Source organism: Tamlana sp. I1, assembly GCF_015355625.1.
GTDB lineage: Bacteria > Bacteroidota > Bacteroidia > Flavobacteriales > Flavobacteriaceae > Pseudotamlana.
Genome location: NZ_JACLAF010000015.1, coordinates 1 through 24,675 on the forward strand (window position 1 = coordinate 1; position 24,675 = coordinate 24,675).

Annotated in this window: 20 protein-coding genes; 3 read left to right on the forward strand and 17 right to left on the reverse strand. The window is 34.0% G+C overall.

Annotated features, from left to right (window positions below; translation table 11 throughout):
- Positions 1–135: 135 nt before the first annotated feature.
- Positions 136–1,896 (reverse strand): APC family permease, encoded by a 1,761-nt coding sequence (locus H6X70_RS13880; RefSeq protein WP_194768296.1) that lies wholly within the window; start codon positions 1,894–1,896, stop codon positions 136–138.
- A gap of 374 nt (positions 1,897–2,270) precedes the next feature.
- Here H6X70_RS13880 and H6X70_RS13885 point away from each other — a divergent pair, with 374 nt between their 5' ends.
- Complete coding sequence (locus tag H6X70_RS13885) at positions 2,271–3,539, forward strand: chloride channel protein (RefSeq protein ID WP_194768297.1); 1,269 nt, start codon at positions 2,271–2,273, stop codon at positions 3,537–3,539.
- 34 nt (positions 3,540–3,573) lie between these two features.
- Here the strand turns inward: H6X70_RS13885 and H6X70_RS13890 are convergent, their stop codons facing one another.
- The 7 genes from H6X70_RS13890 to tpx all read right to left on the reverse strand — a co-directional run bounded on the left by H6X70_RS13890 (position 3,574) and on the right by tpx (position 12,439).
- Positions 3,574–4,485, reverse strand: a complete 912-nt coding sequence (locus H6X70_RS13890) for a neutral zinc metallopeptidase (protein ID WP_194768298.1) — start codon at positions 4,483–4,485, stop codon at positions 3,574–3,576.
- A 348-nt stretch (positions 4,486–4,833) separates the two neighbouring features.
- Positions 4,834–6,000: a 3,4-dihydroxy-2-butanone-4-phosphate synthase gene (gene ribB / locus H6X70_RS13895; protein ID WP_410529885.1), complete on the reverse strand. Its 1,167-nt coding sequence runs from the start codon at positions 5,998–6,000 to the stop codon at positions 4,834–4,836.
- A gap of 28 nt (positions 6,001–6,028) precedes the next feature.
- Positions 6,029–8,401, reverse strand: a complete 2,373-nt coding sequence (locus H6X70_RS16955; protein ID WP_317171474.1) for an LptF/LptG family permease — start codon at positions 8,399–8,401, stop codon at positions 6,029–6,031.
- Positions 8,402–8,410: 9 nt separating this feature from the next.
- The gene (locus H6X70_RS13905) at positions 8,411–9,046 is read right to left on the reverse strand and encodes a LolA family protein (protein ID WP_194768299.1); all 636 of its coding nucleotides are present in this window, start codon (positions 9,044–9,046) and stop codon (positions 8,411–8,413) included.
- A gap of 11 nt (positions 9,047–9,057) precedes the next feature.
- Positions 9,058–11,460 (reverse strand): FtsK/SpoIIIE family DNA translocase, encoded by a 2,403-nt coding sequence (locus H6X70_RS13910; protein WP_194768300.1) that lies wholly within the window; start codon positions 11,458–11,460, stop codon positions 9,058–9,060.
- Between the two features lie 111 nt (positions 11,461–11,571).
- Positions 11,572–11,940, reverse strand: a complete 369-nt coding sequence (locus H6X70_RS13915; RefSeq protein ID WP_194768301.1) for a diacylglycerol kinase family protein — start codon at positions 11,938–11,940, stop codon at positions 11,572–11,574.
- Position 11,941: 1 nt separating this feature from the next.
- Positions 11,942–12,439: a thiol peroxidase gene (gene tpx / locus H6X70_RS13920; protein ID WP_194768302.1), complete on the reverse strand. Its 498-nt coding sequence runs from the start codon at positions 12,437–12,439 to the stop codon at positions 11,942–11,944.
- 196 nt (positions 12,440–12,635) lie between these two features.
- Here tpx and katG point away from each other — a divergent pair, with 196 nt between their 5' ends.
- Complete coding sequence (katG, locus tag H6X70_RS13925; RefSeq protein ID WP_194768303.1) at positions 12,636–14,843, forward strand: catalase/peroxidase HPI; 2,208 nt, start codon at positions 12,636–12,638, stop codon at positions 14,841–14,843.
- A gap of 242 nt (positions 14,844–15,085) precedes the next feature.
- Here katG and H6X70_RS13930 read toward each other — a convergent pair whose 3' ends face one another.
- The 7 genes from H6X70_RS13930 to rho form a co-directional block, all read right to left on the reverse strand.
- Entirely contained in the window at positions 15,086–15,343 is a 258-nt protein-coding gene (locus H6X70_RS13930; protein ID WP_194768304.1) for a DUF6952 family protein, read from the reverse strand.
- Positions 15,324–15,638 carry a thioredoxin family protein gene (locus H6X70_RS13935; protein WP_194768305.1) on the reverse strand — a complete coding sequence of 105 codons (315 nt, stop codon included), beginning with the start codon at positions 15,636–15,638 and terminating at the stop codon, positions 15,324–15,326. Before H6X70_RS13935 ends, H6X70_RS13930 begins: the two co-directional genes overlap by 20 nt.
- Before the next feature lie 15 nt (positions 15,639–15,653).
- Positions 15,654–16,292, reverse strand: a complete 639-nt coding sequence (locus H6X70_RS13940) for a peroxiredoxin (protein WP_194768306.1) — start codon at positions 16,290–16,292, stop codon at positions 15,654–15,656.
- Positions 16,293–16,429: 137 nt separating this feature from the next.
- Entirely contained in the window at positions 16,430–17,896 is a 1,467-nt protein-coding gene (gene nhaC, locus H6X70_RS13945; RefSeq protein ID WP_194768307.1) for a Na+/H+ antiporter NhaC, read from the reverse strand.
- Between the two features lie 244 nt (positions 17,897–18,140).
- Positions 18,141–18,842: a DUF4369 domain-containing protein gene (locus tag H6X70_RS13950; RefSeq protein WP_194768308.1), complete on the reverse strand. Its 702-nt coding sequence runs from the start codon at positions 18,840–18,842 to the stop codon at positions 18,141–18,143.
- A gap of 636 nt (positions 18,843–19,478) precedes the next feature.
- Complete coding sequence (locus tag H6X70_RS13955) at positions 19,479–20,225, reverse strand: acyl-[acyl-carrier-protein] thioesterase (RefSeq protein ID WP_194768309.1); 747 nt, start codon at positions 20,223–20,225, stop codon at positions 19,479–19,481.
- 216 nt (positions 20,226–20,441) lie between these two features.
- Complete coding sequence (gene rho, locus H6X70_RS13960) at positions 20,442–22,130, reverse strand: transcription termination factor Rho (RefSeq protein WP_194768310.1); 1,689 nt, start codon at positions 22,128–22,130, stop codon at positions 20,442–20,444.
- A gap of 185 nt (positions 22,131–22,315) precedes the next feature.
- Here rho and H6X70_RS13965 point away from each other — a divergent pair, with 185 nt between their 5' ends.
- Complete coding sequence (locus H6X70_RS13965; RefSeq protein ID WP_194768311.1) at positions 22,316–22,726, forward strand: DUF4293 domain-containing protein; 411 nt, start codon at positions 22,316–22,318, stop codon at positions 22,724–22,726.
- A 449-nt stretch (positions 22,727–23,175) separates the two neighbouring features.
- Here the strand turns inward: H6X70_RS13965 and H6X70_RS13970 are convergent, their stop codons facing one another.
- Entirely contained in the window at positions 23,176–23,604 is a 429-nt protein-coding gene (locus tag H6X70_RS13970) for a peptidylprolyl isomerase (protein WP_194768312.1), read from the reverse strand.
- A gap of 392 nt (positions 23,605–23,996) precedes the next feature.
- On the reverse strand, positions 23,997–24,500 hold the full coding sequence (locus tag H6X70_RS13975; protein WP_194768313.1) for a metallophosphoesterase family protein: 504 nt from the start codon (positions 24,498–24,500) through the stop codon (positions 23,997–23,999).
- Positions 24,501–24,675 lie beyond the last annotated feature (175 nt).

Below are 24,675 nucleotides of genomic sequence, written 5' to 3' on the forward strand. Positions count from 1 at the left end.
AAAATACTTAATAAGTATTTCTGGAAGTAATAAATTGGCTATGGCTAATAATGAATCTGATGGCATTAAAAATTTTTATTCAAAGGTCTTGCTTTTTTAGATGCTCCACAACTTTTGAGATTGACCCGTTTTTATTTAAATAATTAACCGCAGACCACCTAATTCTTCAATTTTATATGAGAAATGATCTCCAGGAGAACTAATAAACATAAAATTGACTGGTATTTTCCACTCTTGAGATAATTTGGTAATGAGCTCTGGACCAAATTTTTCGTCTAATTCTATAAATTCAATACAAATTGAAGGGTATTCTCTATCAACAACTTGAATATCATTTCTAAATTGATCAGTAACCAAATTACCATCTTTAGTCGCTGTTACGACCTTTATCTTCTTAGTATGTTCATTTTTTTGAATGTAAAGCATGACTTTATTTAAAGTAGCAACATCATCATTTTTTGTAAAATAAACGAATTCTTGAGAGTTTATATCGTGAATTATAGATAGTATTTTTTTGTCTGTTTTAAACACCATATTTCTAAACGGATCAAAAACAGAATGTATTAATTTCAATAAGAATTTTAATAACACCGTTCTGTTTAACATCACTAAAATAAATATGATTGAAGGGATGAAGTATTCTAGAAACACCGATAAATTACTAGGAACGCCTTCAGCAGGCTTCATTATTAAATTTCCTACTAAAGCGAGAAGTACGGCGAAAATAGCAAATAATATAGCGCCCCAACTGGCTTTTTCTGGTCGAGGTAAACGGTTTCTTCTTACTTTTAAAAGAATATTTCCAATGCCAAATAATGCCATTACCGATAGGAAAGAAATGGTATAAACACCAGCTAAAAGTTTTACATTACCTTCAGTAATTAATAGTACCGAAATAGTTAAAACTAAGAAAATTAATATGATGCGATAGGAACTACCGCGTTTGTTTTTTTTCAAAAAGTATTGCGGTAAAATTCTATCTAGAGCCATGCGTTCTAATAAACCAGAAACACCTACAAAACTGGTTAAAACAGCTCCACTTAGTACTAAAAAGGCATCAATTCCTATTACAATAGCCAACCAATCACCTCCAACATAAGAAGCCATTTCTATTAAAAGGGTATTTTGATAGGCATCGCTTTGCAATACGGGTAATGTAAATAAAGCCAATGCAAATATGGCTGTTAGCGGGTTAATAACACTTACAACAATCCACATGTTTTTAAGTGTTTTTGGAAATACGCCTTTTTGCTGTTCTTCAACAAAATTTGCCGAGCTTTCAAACCCAGAAACCCCTAACATAGATGCTGCAAACCCTAAAAAAATAGCATTAGTAATGCTTCCTCCTGTGGTTGGTAATTCCCAGTTTTCAAAAAATAAACCAAATCCGTTATTAATTAAGAAAAAGATGATAAAACCACTTAATAATATAAAGGATCCTAAATGAAAAAGAAAGATGCCAATGGCTACTTTAGCCGATTCTGAAACGCCGCCTATAGTAAGTAAACCAAAAAAACTTAATAAAACTATAGTTGCAATAATTATTGGAATGGCTGGAATTAAATGGTGCAAATAATGTATGGCTTCGTTAGCTGAAATAACAGCCGTAGCCATATAGGAGAGCAGTGTTAAGGTGGCCGCAAATGATGCTACAGACTTGCTGGTTGTATTAAGTAAAGCGTTGTAGGCACCACCATTTAATGGTAAAGCGCCAACAACTTCGCCGTATATTTTTCTAAAAAGAAAAAGTACTAAAGAAACTATTAGGAGGGTAATCCATGCATATTGACCAGCGAATGCTATGGCTAAAGCCGAAACATATAATACGGATGAACTGATGTCGTTTCCACAAATAGCAGTAGAAGCTAATTCAGATAGTTTTTTATGTTTTTTCATAAGTTTTTAGCCATTTAATATTTTATTTTCTGAGAGGTTCTAATTTCTTAATACTCTAAATCTGTTTAAATTCTCGTATTACAGAACTAAGATAGTAAAAGTATGAAGAAATTACGACAGAAATGTATTTACTATTTTTAGAACCTTTTTAGCTTTTGAAGGATTAAAAGAAATAGATTTTCGATTGTTTTATTTTCTTGTGAAATGTTAGGAATTCTATCTTTTTATAGTCTTTAGCTATGATTTGAACAGCTTCTTTTTTTATGGAAATTGATTACTTTTACAGCAATTCTGATAGCTACTTTTTTGTTGTTTTTTTATTGATAAATATGACAATCAATCCCGTGTGAATCAGTTAAAAAAAATGTTTGAAAGTGAAGTTAAAACAAAAAAGAAAACTAGTAACTTACTTAAATATATTAGACCAACCTATCCGATTTAACCCTTTTGTATTTAGCAGAAATTTTATACTCTGGGCTTTTCTAGGATTATTAGGTGGACTGATAGCCGGAATTTATTGGATTGGACTCGAATTTTTAACGCATAAATTAGCCTTTTTTGAAGGTTGGCATGTTATTCCTTTAATGGGAACTTGCGGTCTCCTTGCCGGGTTGATTATTCACTTTATTGGCGATCCTGGGGAGATTCATTTAATTGTTAATAATATCCGTTTTAATAAAGGCAAACTGGATCCTAAAAATAATCCTTCAATGATTCTTTCTTCTTTATTGTGTGTGGCATCGGGAGGAAGTCTTGGTCCAGAAGCTCCTTTAGTTCAAGTAACGGGATCTACGGGGACTTGGATTGGTAAATTATTCAGACTAAAAGGCGAAGCATTAAGGTCGCTTAGTATTGCTGGAATGGCCTCTGGTTTTACAGCGTTATTTGGTGCGCCATTAGGCGGTAGTTTATTTTCCTTAGAAATACTTCACCATAAACATGCTGTTGAATATTATCAAGCCATAATTCCAGCATTTGTAGCAAGTTGCTTTAGTTACTTAGTATTTGCGATAATTATTCATTTAGGACTTGGGCCAACTTGGGATTTATCTGCTTATGAATATTCTGGAGTTTTTGATTTTGGTTATGCAGTCTTATTTGCAATAGTTGGTGCGGCGTGCGGCTGGGGTTTTATTTTTTGCACTAAATTTTTAAAATCTATTTTCGAGATCAAACCGCTTCCCATTTATATAAAAACATTAATAGGTGGTATCCTGCTTGGTGTTATAGCATTTTACCTTCCTATCACACGATACTTTGGACATCATGAGATTAACGAACTTTTAGCGAACAATTTTTCCTTAAGCCTGTTATTTGCGATTTTAATTTTTAAAATTTTAGCGATTTCTATAACGGTTACTTCAGGTTGGCGTGGCGGATTTATAATTCCTTTGTTTTTTGTTGGAGCTACATTAGGCTTAATTTTAAAGCAACTTTTTCCTGCAATAAATCTGACTTTAGCGATTGTTAGTTGTATGGCAGCCATAAATGCATGTGTGACTAGAACGCCTATGAGTACAACTATTTTACTGGCTACATTAACAGGTTTCGGGCATTTTATCCCAATTCTATTTGCAAGTTTAACAGGTTACTTTTTAGCACCAAGAATACCTTTTATTGGTTCTCAAATGGAAAAAGAATAAAAGTATTGACTTCGTTAATTAACAAATAAAGTATTTAAAGCGGATTAGCATTAAAAGTATCGCCTTGCGAAATATCGCCAGTGTCGAATCCTTTTTTAAACCATCGCATACGTTGCTCTGATGTACCATGAGTAAACGAATCAGGTACAACTCTACCTGTTGAGTTTTTCTGTAAACGGTCGTCGCCAATGGCATTTGCAGCGTTTAAAGCTTCATTTAAATCACCTGTTTCCATCATTTGTGTCATTTCCTGAGAGTGGTTTGCCCAAACGCCTGCTAGAAAATCGGCTTGAAGTTCTAACCTAACAGAGTATTTATTGTATTCTGTTTGGCTCATCTGACCTCTTAATTGGTCCATTTTAGCTGTAATACCCATTATTTTTTGAATATGATGACCAACTTCATGGGCGATAACGTATGCTTGAGCAAAATCACCAGGCGCATTTAATTGGCGCTCCATATCATTAAAAAAGCTTAAGTCAAGGTATAGTTTTTCATCTCCTGGGCAATAAAAAGGCCCCGTAGCACTAGAAGCTGTACCGCAAGCCGAGGAAACCGAACCTGTAAAAAGTACTAAGGTTGGGTTGCGGTAATTGTCTAAGAGCGAGTTCCAAACATCTTCGGTATTTGCTAAAATGGTAGCACTAAATTCGGCTAATTCATTTTCTTTTTCGGTACCCTGATAAGGCGCAGAAGTTTCCGTTTGTACAGGACCTCCTGTAAAAAACTGACTAATAATGGTTAGCGGATTATTACCTGTTAAAAAGGTAACCACCAAAAAGAGGCCTACAATTATTAAACCTACTTTAGAAAATAGGAGCTTAATTAATGGTGCTAATAACATCGGATTAAAACCGCCAACACCACCAAATCTTGATCTTTGACTACCGCCTTGACCTCTACGGTCTTCAACATTAGAGCTTCGTCTTCTACCTTGCCATTTCATAATACTACAGATTAATTAATTTTTAAAGATTGAAGTTACTCATTATTTCATTAAATATAAATATGTAATTGAAAATAAATTTTTTAAACACTTGTGTTTAAATTCAATTATGAAGTTTAAGAATCCTTTAAATAAAGTTTTTTCTGTATTACTGTATTTGTATATAGCTTTAAAAAAATTGTCTCTTTCTTATTATGAAATATCACAAACTGGTCAGAGAATAAAAATTTACTTTTTGGAAGTTTCAATTAAAACAGGAGCATTTAAATAAAAAAAGCCTGAACAACTAAGTTATTCAGGCTTTACATTTTATAATAAGTAGAATTTTATTCTCTAAAAGTATTGAAATTAATACGATACATAATCTATTATTTCTAAACCATAGCCAATCAAACCTACGCGCTTGCTGTGTTGCTGAGAATTAGAAATTAAACGTAAATGATGTATGTTTAAATCGTGTAGAATTTGCGCACCAATACCAAAATCGCGGTCATCCATTTTAATCTTTGGAGCTTTAGTTACGTCGTTCTCTTTTTGGTTATCCTTTAAGAATGATAATCTTTTTAGAATATCCATAGATTGCGCTTCTTGATTGATGAAAATAATAGCGCCTTTTCCGGCTTTTGTTATTACTTTAAACATCGCGTTTAAGTCGTCGTCGGCCTTATTGGTTAAAGTACCTAAAATATCATTATTAACAAGTGTTGAGTTTATTCGAGTTAAAACAGGCTCGTTAGCTTTCCATGTCCCTTTTGTTAAAGCGATATGAATTTGGTTATTCGTAGTTTGCTTGTAAGCTCTTAATCTGAAACTACCAAAACGTGTTTCTAGTTGAAAATCTTCTTTTTTCTCAATTAAAGAATCGTGTTGCATACGGTAAGCAACCAAATCTTCAATAGAAACAATTTTTATGTCATGTTTTTTTGCTACTTCCATAAGTTGAGGAAGTCTAGCCATGGTGCCGTCTTCATTCATGATTTCTACAATCACACCAGCTGGTTTTAATCCTGCTAATCTTGCGAAATCTATAGCAGCTTCGGTGTGGCCTGTACGTCTTAACACACCACCTTCTTTCGCTACTAAAGGGAAAATATGACCAGGTCTAGCCAAATCGAAAGGCTTGGTGTCATCATTCACTAATGCTTTAACAGTTAAAGCTCTATCGGCAGCCGAAATTCCTGTGGTAACACCTTTACCTTTTAAGTCGACTGAAACCGTAAAAGCAGTTTCCATATGGTCGGTATTATTACTAACCATCATGGTTAAATCAAGTTCTTTACAACGGTTCTCGGTAAGTGGTGCACAAATAAGCCCTCTACCTTGAGTAGCCATAAAATTTATAATTTCTGGGGTAATTTTATCTGCAGCAGCTAAAAAGTCGCCTTCATTTTCACGGTTAGCATCATCAACAACAATTATTACTTTTCCATTTCTAATATCTTCAATAGCTGAATGAATGGTGTTAAGTTCAAATTTAGGTGTTGTTGTATCTTGTGTCATAGGATCTAATATCATGGTGCAAAGATATTGCTTATTTTAAATATTATAAACAATTTAACTTCAAGTCTTTTTTTAATTTATTGTTTGAAATAATAAACGAAATAGGGTAGAGCGGAAGACTTATAAAGATGAAAAATAATTTTATAGAATTGATTTTTTCATCCAGTTGTTTATAAAATTTTAAGAAATTTAAAATCGATTTTATAAAGTAAATAACAAACAAGGTTAGAAGTATGAAACTTAATTCTGAAGCTGTTGAAGCTAAGGAAGGGAGTTTGTTATTTTTAAACACAAAGTGTAAAATCACTAAAATTATACCAATACTGTATAAAACCATGGCATATCTAGCGTGGTCTTTGTAGTTTTTAGCTATGTTTTGTAATTTAATTGCAACTTCACTACTCTGTTTAGTAACTTCTACTAATGGCGGTTCAATATCATCTTCAACTAAATCTTGTTTAAGCATTTTCTTTTGAACTACATAAACAATGAAAAACAACGGAAGACCAACAGCAATATATAAAACAGAGTTTAGTAAGACTTCTTTTTTGACGTGCTTTTTAAAGTTTGAAAAACTTATAAATGAACGCCCTAAACCAATAATATAAATAAGTCCAATAGCAACACCTGTTATAAATAAAATTTTTCCGGTAAGTTCAAATTTGTTGTTTTCTAAAACTTTACCAATAACAATAAACGGTATAGAGCATATATATAATATTAGAGCTAGTTTAGAATCTTCGTCGCAGGTTTCTTTTAGACGTAGCGATTCATCAAATTTTTCATCGGAATATTCGCCAGAAAATTTAAGTTGCTGTTTGGTAATGCCTCTCGAATTTAGAATGGCTAATGCAGTATTTTTGTACTTTATATCGTGACCGCTAAAATGTTTGTAGTTTTTAATAATGTCGATAAGCTTGGCTTGATCGTACGTTGTTAATGTAGTGTAAGCTTCACTATTAACATCAAAAGTAGAAAGATCCTTTTCGGTCGGAATTATTTTAATACCAAATAATTTTTTTAATGGTTCTAAAATTCCTTCACTTTCAAATAGACCTCTGTCTGCAGTCGCTCTTTTAGTTAAAAATATTCCTAAAGGCAACATAATTAGCGTTGAAAACCAACTAGCTAAAACAGGGTTTACGCCGCCACTTTTAGCACTGTTTGTTGTGAATATCCCTATAAAATGATAGGTTAAAAACAAGAGTATGGCAATAACCATTGGAAGTCCGATGCCTCCCTTACGGATTAAAGCCCCAAGAGGTGCCCCTACGAAAAATAAGATAATACAAGCAAAGCCTAAAGCGAATTTTTCATGCAAAGAAATAATATGCTTGTTAAACCATGTTTTAGAAATTTTAAGGGAGCTTTCTTTAGTTGTTATGGCTTGTTTAGAATTAACTAGGTTTTTTGTGGCATTTTCTACCAATTGAATTTTGCCTTTGGTATCGAAAATATCGAGAACTTCTCCTGTATATAATGAGTCTTTTTCTATAGTTTTAGGCGGGTTAAATCGATTAAATCCAGAACGCTGGTACAGATTGTTTGTAAAAGCAGCATGATCTGTTTTGCTTTTATTAACTAAAGAATCAATCGCTTTATTAAGCCCAGGGATATCTAGCATGTTGTATTTGTCGGTCTGCGATTTTTCATCAAAATCGACATTGTTGAATTGTGACAAATCAATATTCATAACCTTTTTATCAAAAGCACTTTTAGCAAAAGGCTTTTTACTTTGAGCTTTATGTGTTTTGGTTGAAACATCGCTGTAGTAATGTCCCTCAGTTAAAATAAGTTTTAAAACATTCGAATCTTTTTCACTGGTAAGTTCGCCTAATTTTGCTTTTATAACGGTAGCATTTGTTCTGCCGTCGTTACCTTTTAAATGAATGGTAACGTTTTCTAAAAACTGATCGCGTTCACCACTTTTTTTATCAAATTTAATGTTGTAGGTGCCAATTTCATTAAACTGCCCTTCAGCTAATAACATGGCAGGTTTTAATTTGGCTATATTTCGTCTTAAATTGAAGGAATTAAATTCTGCCCAGGGAATTACATTGTTTGCAAAGAAAAAAGTAACAATACCTAAACCAACAATAAAAATACTTAAACCAGACATAGCGCGTTGCAAAGAAATCCCTGTCGATTTCATGGCTGCGAATTCGTAATTTTCGGCAAAACTACCAAAAACCATAATGGATGCTAACAGAATGGTAAGCGGAATAACTAGTGGAATTAGCTTTGGCATAAAGTAAAGCAAAAACTTCACGATAACCATTATGTCTAAATCTTTTCCGGCTAACTCTTTGATGTATAGCCAAATAGTTTGTAATATAAAAATCATCATGAGTATTAAAAATACACTGATGAAGGTTTTTAAGTAGGTGGTTAGTATGTAACGGTCTAGAATTTTCACTATTTAAGCTTAGTCAAGATTATTGATGTAATAATCTTTATATTTTGCAGCGTCAAAGGTAAACACGTTTTTTGGTAATTGCTCATTCGTATGGAATGAATTTACAGTAAGTGTTGTTTTTGTTCCGTTTTCTCCAATTTGGATTAAATTATAAATGTGTTTCGTTTGCGCATCAATACCTAAAAGGATGTTTTTTATTTCAGAATTAGAATCAATAGGTGTTAATTTTACATATTGAATTTTTCGACCTTTAATGTCTTGTTTTATATCCATTTGGTAAGTATAGCCATCTTCATAAAAAGAAAGCATTTTACTAGGTGTAATGGCATCGCTGTCTTCTTCTAATTGTTTAGAGATGGTCACTTCTTCATCTTCATTGCTTATGCTGTATAATTTTTCACCATCAAATAAACGTGTAACCCCAAGAATATTTAAACGGTACTTTTCACCTTGTAAAATAACATCGCCTTTGGTTTCTTGTTTGATGTTTTCAGAAACATTTTCTAAAGTATATTTAAACTCTAAATTAATATTGTCGTAGCTCTTTATTTTTTCGGAAACTTGGTTTAATAACTCTTTAGCATCGTTTTGCCCAAAAGCATGAAAGGAAAGTGTAATTAATACTATAGTAATGAGTTTTTTCATTGGAATTAAAATTATATTTCGTTTTCTAAATGTTGATCTAGAGCTATTAAATCGGTAATTAGAACTTGTCGGGCTTTACTGCCTTCAAACGGACCTACAATGCCAGCAGCTTCTAGTTGATCGATAATTCTTCCAGCTCTGTTATATCCTAATTTAAGTTTTCGTTGTAATAATGATGCCGAACCTTGTTGTGCTGTTACAATAACAACGGCAGCATCTTTAAACAATTTATCTCTGTCGGAGATATCTATATCAAGACTTGTGCCACTTTCTTCACCTACATATTCTGGTAACATGTAGGCGTCTGGGTAGGCTTTTTGTGACCCGATAAATTCGGTTATTTTTTCAACTTCTGGCGTGTCTACAAACGCACATTGTACACGAATTAAATCGTTACCTTGTGTGTAAAGCATATCACCACGACCAATAAGTTGGTCGGCTCCAGAACCATCTAAAATGGTGCGAGAATCTATTTTTGAGGTTACTCGAAATGCAATTCTAGCAGGGAAATTCGCTTTTATAATACCCGTAATAACGTTAACCGAAGGACGCTGGGTTGCAATAATTAAGTGAATACCAATGGCACGGGCTAACTGTGCTAAACGGGCTATTGGGGTTTCAACTTCTTTACCAGCCGTCATAATTAAATCGGCAAACTCATCAACCACCAAAACAATGTATGGTAAAAACTGATGCCCATCATTTGGGTTTAGTTTTCGTGCTTTAAACTTAACGTTATACTCTGCAATGTTTCTACACAAAGCATTTTTAAGCAGTTCGTAACGGTTGTCCATTTCAATACAAAGTGAATTTAATGTATTGATTACTTTGGCGTTATCTGTTATTATCGCGTCTTCACTATCAGGAAGTTTAGCTAAATAATGACGTTCAATTTTATTAAATAGCGTTAATTCAACCTTTTTAGGATCGACCAAAACAAACTTTACTTCTGCAGGATGCTTTTTATAAAGTAGCGAAGTTAATACGGCGTTTAATCCAACCGATTTACCTTGACCCGTTGCTCCTGCCATAAGTAAGTGAGGCATTTTAGCTAAATCGACTACAAAAGTTTCGTTGCTAATGGTTTTTCCTAAGGCGATAGGAAGCTGCATGTCTGAACTTTGAAACTTCTTCGATGCTATTACCGAGCGCATAGATACAATAGTAGAATCTTTATTAGGAACCTCGATACCAATGGTACCTTTTCCTGGAATTGGTGCGATAATACGAATACCAAGTGCTGAAAGCGACAAGGCAATATCATCTTCTAAATTTTTAATTTTTGAAATTCGAACACCAGCTTCAGGAACAATTTCATACAGCGTAACTGTTGGTCCAATGGTGGCTTTTATACTCGCAATTCCAATTTTGTAATTGTTTAAAGTATCAACAATTCTGTTTTTATTTTCTTCTAATTCTTCCTGATTTATTTTAATGCCTTCGGTATCGTATTTTTTTAATAAATCGAGGGTTGGGAATTGGAATTTAGCAAGTTCAAGTGTGGGGTCGAATTGCCCAAAATCTTCCACTAATTTATTAGCTAAATTATCAGATTCTGATAGTTCTTCTTTAACTTCTTCAACCTTAATTTCTAATTCAGGATCCTCTTCATCATCTTCAGGGTCGGGTGTAGATACTTTAACCTCCAAAGGAGCAGATTCGGTTTTTGGTTGCGCTTTGGGTTGCGGTTCAGGATCGTTATTTTCTAAAGCAATTTCGTAAGCCGATTTTATGGCTTCGGCTTCTTCAGAAAAGCTATTGTCTATAGGTGCGATTGGTTCTTCATCACCTTTAATATTAGAAAGTTCATCTTTAATGTCCTTTTTGGCCGATTTAAAGAATCTAATAATACTTTCAAAAGTAACTTTAAAACGAATGGCTAAATAGGTAATTAGTCCGAAAACAAGTAAAAGTATGGTGCCTGTTTTGCCAATATAATCTTGTAAATAACTGTTTACTTCAAAACCAATGGTGCCGCCTAGCATGTCATTTTTATTTCCGAAGAATCCAAAAAGTACCGAAATCCAAATCACAATAAAAGTGCCCCAAAACCAATGTTTACGAAGCTTGGACATGGTTAAATTCATTAAGACGAAAACGCCTGAAAGGCATATTAAGCCCGAGAATATAAAGGATGCGAGTCCGAAACCACGTTGAATGAGTAAATCGCTTATCCAGGCGCCAGATTTGCTTAACCAATTTTCTGTTTTTACTTGTCTTGAAGCAAATTCAGATAAGGCACTTTGGTCGATTTTTCCAGTAAATAAATGTGAAATAAAGGCAATAAAAATAAGGAAACCTAAAATTACCAAAAAGCTACCTAATACCAGTTTTTGCTGGCTAGATAACTTAAAACTAGGCATTTTAATTTTTTTTCTAGGTGCTTTTTTAGTTTTGGGTTTGCTTTTAGCCATTAATGAGTTGTTGATTCAAGTTGAAATACAAAAATTGGTGCTTCATTAAATTGATTTCACAAAGCAACAAAAATACAAATTACTAACGTTTATCCTAGAGGTAATAGTATTTTAAAAAATCTTTGGAAGATAGATAATAAAACCAACAAGACTAGCAAAAACAGAGGCTATAAAAACAGCCCCTGCCGCAATATCTTTAATTAAACCAATTTTAGGGTGTCGTTCAGGGTGCACAAAATTTGCCATTTCTTCAACCGCAGTATTCATGCCTTCTAGACTCATAACTAAACCAATAGCAAGCATTTGTGCTAGCCATTCGTTAGCCGAAATGTTGAAAAAAAATCCAGCAGCAGTAACGATTAATGCGATAATGAACTGAAATTTTATGCTCGATTCTGTTTTAATTAATAAAAACGCACCTTTAAAGGCGAACCCTACACTTTTTATACGATTTACTAAAATTGATTCTTTTTTAGGCATACTATAGCGCTGCTATGGCTGCTTTATAATCTGGCTCGTTAACGGTTTCGCTAACTTGTTCGGTGTGCTTTACAATACCATTTTCATCTAACACAACTATGCAACGCGAGTGTAAAGCTTCTAACGGGCCGTCAACAAAGTTTAAACCGTATGCTTTTCCGAAGCTACCATCTTTATAATCAGATAAACTAACAACATTTTCTAAGCCTTCAGCACCACAAAAACGACCTTGGGCAAATGGTAAATCGTGAGAAATACAAAGTACTTTTGTGTTTTCTAGATTACTTGCTTCTTTATTGAAGGTTCTTACAGATTGTGCACAAGTGCCAGTGTCTACACTTGGGAATATGTTTAAAACTACTTTGCTTCCTGCAAAATCGCTTAAGCTTTTAGAAGATAGGTCGGTTCCTGTTAATGTGAAATCTGGAGCTTTTGTTCCAACTTCTGGTAAATTTCCAGAGGTATTTATTTTGTTTCCTTTTAATGTTACTGTGGCCATTTTTTTAATTTTAAAAATTTAGATAAAATTATGAAAATAAAAGCGAACCCATATAAGAATTTGATTTTTCTATAACATTTTAATTTTCTATTGATTTTGTTGATGATTAAAGCCTTTATTAACATTTGTTTGTGAACTTTTTAGACGACTTTTTTGGTAAATTTGTAGGAATGTCAACCTTTTAAAATCAGAAAAAATGGAAGGAAATCAAAATTCATATGCTTCAAATGAAAGCACAGGAAAATGCCCGTTTTCGGGAGGAACTCAAAAAGTAACAGCTGGTAGCGGTACAGGAAATCGTGATTGGTGGCCTAATGAGTTAAAATTAAATATTTTAAGACAAAACGCTGTAAAGTCTAATCCAATGGGAGCCGATTTTAATTATGCTGAAGCTTTTAAAAGTATCGATTTTAAAAACCTGAAGCATGAAGTTATCGACTTATTGAAAAACTCTCAAGATTGGTGGCCAGCAGATTACGGTCATTACGGACCATTAATGATTAGAATGGCTTGGCATAGTGCAGGAACCTATCGTGTTGGCGATGGACGCGGAGGCGCATCAACAGGCAACCAGCGATTTGCACCTTTAAATAGTTGGCCGGATAATGTGAATTTAGATAAAGCCCGTTTGCTATTATGGCCAATTAAAAAGAAATACGGAAAGAATATTTCTTGGGCCGATTTGTACATTCTTGCAGGAAATTGTGCCTTAGAATCTATGGGTTTAAAAACTTTTGGATTTTCTGGAGGACGAGAAGATATTTGGGAACCAGAACAAGATATATATTGGGGATCTGAGCAAGAATGGCTAGGCAACCAAGAACGGTATGCAGATGGGAAATTAGAAGGGCAATTAGGGGCTTCACATATGGGGCTTATTTATGTAAATCCTGAAGGTCCGAATGGACATCCAGATCCATTGGGTTCTGCTATCGATATAAAAGAAACCTTTGGTAGAATGGCGATGAATGATGAAGAAACTGTAGCGCTTGTTGCTGGAGGCCATACTTTCGGGAAAGCACATGGAGCCGAAAACCCAGAAAAATATGTAGGGGCAGAGCCTGGAGGTGCTGCAATAGAGGATATGGGCTTAGGCTGGAAAAACAGCTTTGAATCTGGAGTTTCAGACCATACCATTTCAAGTGGTATAGAGGGGGCTTGGACTCCAAACCCAATACAATGGGATCATGATTATTTTGATGTCTTATTAAATTACGACTGGGAATTAACAAAAAGTCCAGCAGGTGCGCATCAATGGAAACCAACTGAAGCTTCAAAAGCAAGAAAGGCTCCTCAGGCAGGCGATTCATCTAAACAACAAGAGTTGATGATGACTACGGCTGATATGGCGCTTAAAATGGATCCAACTTATTTAGAAATATCAAAACGTTTTCATAAAGATCATAAGGCTTTTGAAGATGCTTTTGCACGCGCTTGGTATAAGTTAACACATCGTGATATGGGGCCACTTTCGCGTTATTTAGGTCCAGAACTTCCTGAGGAAGAATTGCTGTGGCAAGACCCAATTCCAACGGTTGATTATACCTTGAGTGAAGACGATATAGCAACATTAGAGAATTTAATTTCAACTTCAGGATTAAGTGTTTCTCAATTGGTAAGAACAGCATGGGCTTCGGCTTCAACGTTTAGAGGTTCGGATATGCGTGGTGGCGCAAATGGTGGTCGTATTCGATTAGAACCTCAAAAAGATTGGGCTGCAAATAATCCTAAAGAATTGGCTAAAGTATTAGAAGTATATAGCGAGATTCAAAAGCATTACAAAGGTGACGTTTCTATAGCCGATTTAATTGTTTTAGGCGGTTGTTTAGGTGTTGAAGAAGCTGCTAGAAAGGCAGGATATTCAGTTAAAGTACCTTTTAATGGTGGTCGAGGAGATGCAACTCAAGAGCAAACAGATGTAGAATCGTTTGGTTATTTAGAACCACAAGCAGATGGTTTTAGAAATTATTTAAAGCCAGGCTTAAAAGTGTCTGCTGAAGATTTATTAATCGATAGAGCTAATTTATTAACACTTACTGTTCCCGAAACAACAGTTCTTGTAGGAGGATTGCGCGTGTTGGGGGCTAATTTTGATGGTTCTAATCACGGTGTTTTTACTGATAAGGTTGGAAGTTTAACAAACGATTTCTTTTCTAATATTTTAGATTTTAATTATACCTGGAAGGCGTCTTCTGATGATGATTCTGTGTTTATTGGAAGTGATAGAAAAACGGGTGAAGCAAAATTTACAGGAACACGTGTAGATTTAATTTTTGGTTCAAATTCTGAACTTAGAGCTATTGCTGAAGTTTATGGCGCAAACGACGGACATGAAAAATTTGTTCATGATTTTGTTGCGGCATGGTCTAAAGTGATGGATTTAGACCGTTACGATTTGAAATAAAAGCGGTTTAAAAATAAAATAGAAAAAGGGATAAGTGTAAAATGCTTGTTCCTTTTTTTGTGATTTGTTTTTTTCAAGTATTGAATAATACGTTTTTAAGTCGCTTCCAAATCAACTATAAAAGAAGAAGGAAACAGTAGAGAGTTAAAAAAAGTATGCCTTAGGAAGCATCAAAAAAAAGCAGTCTAGAAAAGTTTTCTAGACTGCTTTGTGGTTCAAATAAAAGTTTGGTTACTCTAAAACTAGGTGTCAATCGATCCCATGACACGCTTCATAAAAGCATTTAAAGCTTCTTTTTTAGGGGTGCCATCTTTAATCATTTTGTTCACTTCTACGGCGCCGTACATATTCGAAATAAGTTCGCCAATAACATCTAATTCTTCATCTTTTAAAGAAGGTAGTTCTGTTAAAGCTTCCAACGTTTCGATGGTTTCAATTACGAAATCTTCGTCGTTCTCCTCAATAAATTGAGTAAGATGTTTAATTACTGGTAGCTTCATCTACTAAATCTTTTAAAACTTCAAATTTATTGGTTTGTACTTGGTCTAAAAACGTTCCGTTTTTAAAAGTGGCAAAAGTTGGTAAATTGTCAACATTTGCTAATTTTCTCGATTCTGGAAATTTTTCAGCATCAGCGATAACAAAAGAAACATTTTCGTTTTCGGTTGCTAACTTTTTGAATTTAGGTTTCATAATACGGCAATTTCCGCACCATGTAGCAGCATATTGTACCACTACAATGTTATTGTTTGAAACCAATTCAGCCAAATTATCTTTATCTAATTCTTGAACCATAACTTTTTGTTTTTATTAGTGAGTTGCTAAATATGCAGCAGTACCTTTCGCGTTAGCTTGCATAGCTTCTTTTCCTTCTTCCCAGTTTGCAGGACATACTTCTCCTTTTTCTTGAACGTGAGTTAAAGCATCAACTAAACGAATATACTCTCCAACATTTCTACCTAATGGCATGTTGTTTACACTTTCGTGTTGTACAATACCGTCTTCATCAATAATATAAGTCGCTCTGTAAGTTACATTATCACCTACAACTTGTACAGTTCCTGTAGCTTCGTCGTAAATTTCTTCTGTAATATCTAAAATACCTAAAACGCTAGAAAGGTTTCTGTTGCTATCAGCAAGGATTGGATAAGTAACACCTTCAATACCACCGTTATCTTTTGGAGTACTTAACCATGCAAAGTGTACTTCTGGAGTATCACAAGATGCACCAATAACTACTGTGTTACGTTTTTCAAATTCTGGTAATGCTGCTTGGAAAGCGTGTAATTCCGTAGGGCAAACAAATGTGAAGTCTTTTGGGTACCAAAAAAGAACAACTTTTTTCTTGTTATCTTTTGCTGCTTCAAGAACGTTTACTTTAAAAGTATCGCCCATTTCATTCATAGCGTCTACGTTTAAATCTGGGAATTTTTTTCCTACTAATGACATATTTTTATATTTAAATTATTGTTTATTTCTGATGCAAATTTAGCATAGATTTTAAAGTATTTAGGAAAATGAAATCCTAAAAATTTATTAGCGTATAGATTTTTGTTATAGTTATTTTTAAACTGAATAGTTTTCAGTTATTTAGAGCTAAGTTGTCTGATTTTAATATTCAATGCTGCGAATAATAATGTGGTAAAAGGGCTAAGCCAATTGAAAATGGCATAGATAAAATATTCGCCAACACCAACACCTAAAACGCCAGATTGGTAGGCTCCGCAGGTGTTCCAAGGAATTAAAACAGAAGTTACTGTGCCAGAATCTTCTAAAGTTCTACTTAAGTTTTCTGGCGCTAATTGTTTGTCTTCAAACGCTTTTTTAAACATTTTTCCAGGGATAACAATTGCTAAATATTGATCGGAAGCAATAATATTTAAACCCAAACAACTTATAACGGTACTAGCAAATAATCCGAAAATAGATGAAGCGACCGATAATAAAGCCTTTGTAATTCTAGCTAAAGCACCAATACCATCCATAACACCGCCAAAAATCATGGCACAAATAATTAAAAAGATGGTCCATAACATGCCTTTCATGCCGCCTGCAGCAAAAAGGTCGTTTAGTTTTTCGTTATCGGTAGTAATTTGAGTATCGGTTAAAATAGACGTTATAATGCTGTTAATTTTAGATTCTCCCAAACCATTTAAAATATCCGCCTGAAAAACGAAAGCAAAAACAGCAGCTAATAAAACACCAACTCCTAATGCGATTAGTGGTTTTGTTTTTAATAAAATTAATCCAATAACGACCAAAGGAACGGTAAATAACCATGGTGTAATATTAAAAGTGTTATTTATAGTGTTTAATAAATTGCTCACATCGGCACTTCCTGATGTTTCTATGCTCGCACTTAAAACAGCAAATACAATTAATGTAAGCACGATTGTAGGCACGGTGGTAATGGCCATGTAACGAATGTGTGTAAATAAATCGGTGCCAGCCATAGCGGGAGCTAGATTTGTGGTATCGCTTAAAGGCGACATTTTATCACCAAAATAGGCGCCAGAAATTACGGCGCCAGCTATCATTCCCGGGTTAATGCCTAATGCAGTGCCTATGCCTACAAGCGCAATACCAACGGTTGCCGAAGTGGTCCAAGAGCTTCCTGTGGCAATAGAAATTACTGCAGCAATAACGACTGAAGCTGGTAAAAATATTTCGGGACTTAAAACCTGTAGACCATAATAAACCATAGCAGGAATAACACCGCTTATAAGCCAGGTGCCTGCAAGTGCGCCTACCAAAAATAATATCATAATGGGAATGAAAACACTTTTTAAATTCTCCCAAATTTCTAAAAGCATACGGTTGTAAGTCACTTTGTTAAAAAAGCCAACAGTTGCAGCCACTAAAGCTCCAATTAAAAGAATGATTTGGTTGGAATATTCTCCAAACATTTCGCCTTCAGCAAAAAAGATGTTATAGGCTAGAAAACTCATTAAAATCCCCACCGGAATTAAGGCTTCTGTAAAATTTAAGGCTTTATTTTCTATGATATGCTGGGTGTCTGCTTTAAATTCAGAAATGTTTTTGTCGTCGTGCATAAGGGGGATTTTACAATGGTAATGTTACGATTTTCGTGGTTGTTATGCAAATTCTAAATAACTGTTGGCATTTAAATAATACACCTATACTGAAGATTGATAGGGAGGAACTGTTTCTATTTTTAACAGTTAAGAATTCTGTCAGGTTGGCGCTTTCCTATTGCTGTACATCCTTCATCTAAACAAAAACAGCCTTGCAATTGCAAAGCTGTTTAGTTTATTGTTTAAGCGGAACTTTAAAGATTTATTCTTTTTCCGTTTCCTTAATTTTTTCGATAAAGCTATTAAGTTCTTTACCATATTTAGAAGCTTTAACTTTAGGGGTTAAAACTTGATTAATGGTATCTAATAAATTTAGGCGAGCATTATAAATTTCGGATAGTGCTAAATAAGGTGCCACTTCGCTATCGTTATTTTGTATGGCAAAATTTACTGTATATAAATAGCGTCTTTTTAGTGCGCTTCTTTCTTCTTTTTCAAGGGCTTGAATTTTTATAGTGTCTTGGGCTACTTGTGCATCAAACTTTTCTTTTATGCGATCAAGGTTTCTGTTGTTTAATCTAGTAATAAACGCTTGGTATTTTTCTAATATTTTTTGTTGTTCAGAGCCTTTAATTTTAGCATCAAGCACAAAGTTTTTAACTGTTGTGTTAATTTCTGTAACACCACGGTCTGCAAAAAAGCCAATCCTGTCTTGTTCTGTACTATTTTTGTCTAAGTCTAAGTAAAACATTTCGGGAGATTCAATTTTACTATGTAACTCAAAACTTGAATTGCCATTTACAACTATAGAATCGACCGTTACTAAAGTTGTATCTTCTATCTTCTTTAAATATACTGTTCCTTTTTTTAATCCTTTAATGTTTGTTTTTACGGTTAAATCGTTTTGCTCTCCACCACAAGAAAGCATTAATACGGATAAAAGAAATATAGATAGTTTTTTCATGAATGGGTTTATTTAGTGAATCGCAAATATCTTATAATTAATTTTTAAAAACCAAAGGGGAGGAGAGATTTTAACCGATTAATAGGCTTTATTTTCTGTTAAATGTATCATAAAAGGAAATGACACGATTTACTTTGGCATAGGTATTGCTATTTGTTATTCGAATACATTTATGTTAAAGTTTATTGAGTGGTTACTTTAAACTAGTAAGTGTAAATCATATTTTTGGTTGGTTAGTAAGTGAAAAAGCACCTTTTTATAAAGGTGCTTTTTCCGTTTATGATGGTTTTTTGTTTTTAATATACCTTTTGAAAATCACACTTAATTTGTAGTATTTTTCATTGTATCTGAGGCTTGTGAAGCTCTAAATGTTAATAAAATATGTATTTTATCGAAAATAGCTGTATTTAGTCGTTTTTATTTGTTTATTATAATATATTTGAAACGTACTAAATAATACACTTTTTAGTTCAATGGATTAATTAATTAATATTTGCAATGTGTTGTTGATATGGTTACCCCAAATCTAACATCATAAAACAAAAAGCAAATTAAAAGAAACCGAGTTTGAGGGAGCTCGGTTTTTTTGTGCGCTAAATTTAGATGCATTCAACAACTTTTTGACAGTGATTCCCGTTAGTCTTGAATTTTCATTTTTATTTTAAAAGCTGTTTTAGATGCATTCAGGTTTTCTCCATAAAAAAATAGTTCGTTTCTTGGAGTTTCATCAATATGACTGTAAAGCGCTATGTTATCTCCGAGCAAGGATTCATTCAGAAAATTAATTTCATATTCGTTTAGTTGGTGTTTTGAGTGGTATTCAAAAGGAATTAAATCCAGTGCCCATTGTGAATATTTAGTATTGTTTACATGGTTGTTCATGTCCAAATCGCTATTCTTTACTTTTATGGTTTGTACAATTTGTAAATCTTCTGGAGTTATAATTTTAGAGCATGAAAAATCTAGAGTGTAATCGGTTCGGGGCGAGAAAGAGTGGTCTAAATCTGTTATCTTTCTTGGTCGGCGAGATTTGCTGTCTAAAATTATCCATGTGGTAGAGCAAGCACCTATTTTTTCACCATTAAGAAATATTTCAAATTCACGCGTCGCATTAAAGCCATTAATAGGAAGTGTCCATGTTTTTATAGTAATCGTGTCATGCCAAAGTGGCCAAACCTTCATTTTTAGTTTCTGACGAATTAATACCCAGATGAATCCTTGTTTAATCATGCTTTCGTAACCAAAGTCTAGTTTGTGAGCATGCTCTGAAGTGGTGTCTTCAAGCAAACCAAGAAGTCCGTATAAACCTAGTTTTTTATTCGCATTTATGTTAATGCTTCTAATGTTATAATCTTGTTCAAATACAATATTATTTAATGGCATGCTTAAATAGATTATTCTGAAAGAGTTAAATTGTAATTAAAATGTCTACGCATCAAGAACTAAAGATGATATCTTTTTCAATGAAGCTATCTATGTAAAGTTACTAAAGTGTATTCATTTTTATGCTTTATAGAGAGTGATTTCAGTTGATATAGAAGTATAAAAAAAGCCTCAACAGAAATGTTAAGGCTAATTATAAATTGTTATGCTTAATTTTTATCCATTCATAGAAATTAAGAACTCTTCATTGTTTTTTGTTTGTTTGAAGCGTTCGTTAATAAACTCCATGGCTTCAACAGGATTCATATCCGCAAGGTATTTACGCATTACCCACATACGTTGTACGGTGGTTTCGTCTAATAAAATATCGTCTCGACGTGTACTTGATGAAGTTAAATCGATAGCAGGGAAAATTCTACGGTTAGAAATTTTTCTATCCAATTGAAGTTCCATATTACCAGTTCCTTTAAACTCTTCGAAAATAACTTCGTCCATTTTAGAACCAGTTTCGGTAAGTGCTGTAGCGATAATGGTTAAAGAACCACCATTTTCAATATTACGAGCTGCACCAAAGAAACGTTTTGGTTTGTGTAAAGCATTCGCATCCACACCACCACTTAATATTTTTCCAGATGCTGGTTGAACGGTGTTATAAGCTCTAGCTAAACGCGTGATAGAATCTAGTAAAATAACCACATCATGACCACATTCAACCAATCGTTTTGCTTTTTCAAGAACGATATTTGCAATTTTAACGTGTTCGTGAGCTTCTTTATCAAAGGTAGAAGCAATCACTTCGCCACGTACATTACGTTGCATGTCTGTTACCTCTTCCGGACGTTCATCAATTAATAAAATCATTTGGTAAACTTCAGGATGATTTGCAGCGATAGCATTCGCAACATCCTTAAGTAACATGGTTTTACCTGTTTTTGGTTGCGAAACAATCATACCACGTTGCCCTTTTCCGATAGGAGAAAATAAATCCATGATACGTGTAGAAATCGTGCTTTGTTTTTCTGCAAGATTAAACTTTTCATCAGGGAACAATGGGGTTAAATGCTCAAAAGATACACGGTCTCTAACAACATTAGGGTTTTGACCGTTAATTTTACTCACCTTAATTAAAGGGAAATATTTTTCGCCTTCTTTTGGCGGACGTACATGACCTAAAACCGTATCGCCAGTTTTTAAACCAAACAAACGAATTTGCGATTGCGATACATAAATATCATCAGGTGACGATAAATAGTTGTAATCTGAAGATCGTAAAAACCCATAACCATCTTGCATGATGTCTAGAACACCTTCACTTTCAATAATGGCATCAAATTCAAAATCAGGTTCGCGATAACGGTTTCTGTTGTCTTTATTGCCTTTATCAACATTACCATTTTTTTGGTTTTTATGCTGATTTTTATTTTGGTTCGGATTATTTTGACTTCTAGGATTTGGTTTATTTGGTCCTTCGTTTTGGTTTTTGGCCTTTGGCGAATTCGTTTTTTTAGGCGCTTCCTTTTGTGCTTTTTTAGGCGCTTCAGTTGGAGCAGTCTCTGCTTTTGGTGCTTCGATACTTTGCTCAACTTGTTGAGGTTCTGTTGTTGTTTTCTCCTCTGCTTTTGGCGGGGTGTTTCTAACAGGCTTTTGTACGCGCTGTCTAGGTTTTCTAGCAGGCTTTACGTCTTTAGTTTCTTTGTTTTCTGTTGCTTTTTCAGCTTCAACAGGCGCTGAAGGTGTTGGTGCAACGGCAGCTTTAACAGCCTTAGGGTCTGCAGCCTGCTGATCTAATATTTGATATACTAAATCTAACTTTTTAAGTGAACGGTATTTAGAAACGTTCAGTTTTTTAGCAATCTCCTGTAAATCAGCGAGTTTCTTTTCTTTTAATTGTGAAATTTCAAACATTGATGTTTAATTGAATATATTGTTGAGAACACTTACTTGAGTTATTCTGAAAAATTGAATTTTATTCTGAAGATTTAATCGCTTGTTTTTGCGACTGTTGAGAATTATTACTGCAATTATACAACTTTATTTTATTTTTCTGCATTAATTCTTTTATTTTTGCTGTCTAGAATTAAAAAATAAATATGCTACAACGTATTCAAACCATCTACCTTTTATTAGCCGCAGGAGTATCTGGCGGATTAATTTTTGCGTTTGAATTATGGACAACAGAAGCAGGTGTAAAAGTTTTTGCAGCCGATACCAGTTATGTGTTTGCCGCTTTTTTAACTTCGGCTTTGTTTTCGGTAGTTTCTATATTTCGATACAAAAACAGGAAGTCCCAATTTATGTTGGGGCGACTTAATATCATATTAAACTTTATTTTATTAGGCTTTTTTGTGTATTTATCTCTAAATGTATCTGGAGAAACGGCGGTTTCTGAGAAAGGTATTGGGATGCTTCTCCCCATTGTTTCTATCGTGTTTTTGGCTTTAGCCAATAAGGCCATCAAGAAGGATGAAGACCTCGTAAAATCTGTAGATAGATTACGTTAAACCTAAAATCTTAGTAGTATTAGTGCGTAAACCCAAGGTGAAGATCTTGGGTTTTTTTATATCTAATAGCCTTCCCTAATCCCTCCAACCGAGGAAATACTCGATTCTAAATAGATCCTGCAATTTGCACTCCTAAATAGAAGCTAAGTGCTTAAATAGGAGTCTGATATGTCGCTTAGTTTTTTTTGTTTCTTTGAGCAGTATCGAAATGTTAATGTGTTTTTGTTGAAGGTCTTTAGTGTAGGGTATAAGGAGTGTTTTTACTTAATCTCTAATTGAATAAAATAGTTAGCCCTGAATAACTTTTATAAACAAAAAAAGCCTGGAATAGTTCCAGACTTTTTATAATTTTTCCTGTTTTAGTTTCTCTAGAAGTGAGAAACACTTAATTACTTTTAGTTGTAATTAAGTCCTTCACAACTGGGAAGGATTTAGGAAGGGCTTTTGCCTTATTTTATTTCAACAAGTTCTAGGTCGAACGTTAAATCGTGTCCTGCTAAAGGGTGGTTAGCATCAACAACAATAAAATCGTCGTGAACTTCGGCCACTCTAAATTGAACTTCTCTTCCTTCTGGATCTTTTGAAGCTAATCCCATGCCAACTTCAGGAGTCATTTCTGGTGGTAATTGTTCTTTTTTTACTTCATACAACAATTCTTGTCTCACATCGCCGTAAGCTTCGGCAACAGGAATATTAATTGTTTTTTTCTCGTTTACTTTCATGTCAATCATACCTTTTTCAAAACCAGGAATAAGCATCCCTTGACCAAGAGTAACTTCTAAAGGTTCTCTCTCTAAAGAGCTGTCAAAAATTTGACCATCTGCTAATTTTCCTGTGTAATGTACTTTTACGGTATCATTTTCTTTTACTTGACTCATAAATATAATTATGTTTACTTTTTTATAAGTGGGCTAAATTACGATTTATGGATTTAAAGCGGCAATTTTATACGTTAAATACTGTTAATTTGGAGAAGATTCAAAGTTACAGAGTTAGAACCTTAGAAGTTAGAAAGTAAAAAAAATCACAAAGAGGCAAGTTTAAAAGACATATTAGCCTAGAGTTTATAGTTTAATGCTAAAGGTTTAGAGTTTGAAAGCTCCAAATTTTCAAAGATGGAATTACGTATAGCCAATGGCTACTTCCTCTGTATACATTCTACTGGAGTTTAGTTGTTAAGATGGTTTGTTGTGTAATACGATTCGTGATAATTTGTGGAATTTATGTTTTTTATTTCTAGTTTCAAGACGAAGTACAACTTACCAAAAACTTACCTCGGATGACGCACCGGAAATTCAATAACTTCCAGATTCTCTATTTTTTTTCCGTCTATAGTAAAACGCAGCATGGTTCTAACTTTATGGAAGCCATGTTTTCCAACTGCGCCAGGATTCATATGAATTAAGTTTAACTTTTTGTCGGGCATCACTTTTAAAATATGGGAATGACCTGAAATGAATATTCGTGGCGGATTTTGTTTAATATCATCTAAAACGCGTAAGTTGTATTTAGGAGGGTAGCCGCCAATATGCGTAATCCAAACATCGACATCTTCACATTTAAAACGGTTGTGTTCAGGGAATTCACCACGTATTTTGGCTTCGTCAATATTACCATAAACGCCGCGAAGTGGTTTTAGTGCTTTAATAGCATCGGTGACTTTTAAATCGCCAATATCGCCAGCATGCCAAACCTCGTCTACTTGCTTTACGTATTTTAAAATGTCGTCGTCTATATAACTGTGGGTATCAGAAAGGAGTAATATTTTTGTCATTTCGTGTGGTTTCGGCTTGTAAAGTTATGGATTATTGCCTTAATTTATTGACTTCGCTATAGCGCATTAAACTTTATTTTTGGTTTTATTATGTTAGTTTTAAAACTTCACGTATTTACAATAACAACTTGTTTGCTTAAATGGTAAATGTTTATTTTGAAGGAAAGATAAATGC

What these genes read in the sequence shown, in the direction of transcription:
- H6X70_RS13940 (WP_194768306.1), bottom strand. Translation starts at nt 16,292, where the DNA reads ATGTCATTAGTAGGAAAAAAATTCCCAGATTTAAACGTAGACGCTATG.
- H6X70_RS13950 (WP_194768308.1), bottom strand. Translation starts at nt 18,842, where the DNA reads ATGAAAAAACTATCTATATTTCTTTTATCCGTATTAATGCTTTCTTGT.
- katG (WP_194768303.1), top strand. Translation starts at nt 12,636, where the DNA reads ATGGAAGGAAATCAAAATTCATATGCTTCAAATGAAAGCACAGGAAAA.
- H6X70_RS13890 (WP_194768298.1), bottom strand. Translation starts at nt 4,485, where the DNA reads ATGAAATGGCAAGGTAGAAGACGAAGCTCTAATGTTGAAGACCGTAGA.
- nhaC (WP_194768307.1), bottom strand. Translation starts at nt 17,896, where the DNA reads ATGCACGACGACAAAAACATTTCTGAATTTAAAGCAGACACCCAGCAT.
- H6X70_RS13975 (WP_194768313.1), bottom strand. Translation starts at nt 24,500, where the DNA reads ATGACAAAAATATTACTCCTTTCTGATACCCACAGTTATATAGACGAC.
- H6X70_RS13930 (WP_194768304.1), bottom strand. Translation starts at nt 15,343, where the DNA reads ATGAAGCTACCAGTAATTAAACATCTTACTCAATTTATTGAGGAGAAC.
- H6X70_RS13910 (WP_194768300.1), bottom strand. Translation starts at nt 11,460, where the DNA reads ATGGCTAAAAGCAAACCCAAAACTAAAAAAGCACCTAGAAAAAAAATT.
- H6X70_RS13880 (WP_194768296.1), bottom strand. Translation starts at nt 1,896, where the DNA reads ATGAAAAAACATAAAAAACTATCTGAATTAGCTTCTACTGCTATTTGT.
- H6X70_RS13935 (WP_194768305.1), bottom strand. Translation starts at nt 15,638, where the DNA reads ATGGTTCAAGAATTAGATAAAGATAATTTGGCTGAATTGGTTTCAAAC.
- H6X70_RS13915 (WP_194768301.1), bottom strand. Translation starts at nt 11,940, where the DNA reads ATGCCTAAAAAAGAATCAATTTTAGTAAATCGTATAAAAAGTGTAGGG.
- ribB (WP_410529885.1), bottom strand. Translation starts at nt 6,000, where the DNA reads ATGATATTAGATCCTATGACACAAGATACAACAACACCTAAATTTGAA.
- H6X70_RS13970 (WP_194768312.1), bottom strand. Translation starts at nt 23,604, where the DNA reads ATGAGTCAAGTAAAAGAAAATGATACCGTAAAAGTACATTACACAGGA.
- H6X70_RS13955 (WP_194768309.1), bottom strand. Translation starts at nt 20,225, where the DNA reads ATGCCATTAAATAATATTGTATTTGAACAAGATTATAACATTAGAAGC.
- rho (WP_194768310.1), bottom strand. Translation starts at nt 22,130, where the DNA reads ATGTTTGAAATTTCACAATTAAAAGAAAAGAAACTCGCTGATTTACAG.
- H6X70_RS13905 (WP_194768299.1), bottom strand. Translation starts at nt 9,046, where the DNA reads ATGAAAAAACTCATTACTATAGTATTAATTACACTTTCCTTTCATGCT.
- H6X70_RS13965 (WP_194768311.1), top strand. Translation starts at nt 22,316, where the DNA reads ATGCTACAACGTATTCAAACCATCTACCTTTTATTAGCCGCAGGAGTA.
- tpx (WP_194768302.1), bottom strand. Translation starts at nt 12,439, where the DNA reads ATGGCCACAGTAACATTAAAAGGAAACAAAATAAATACCTCTGGAAAT.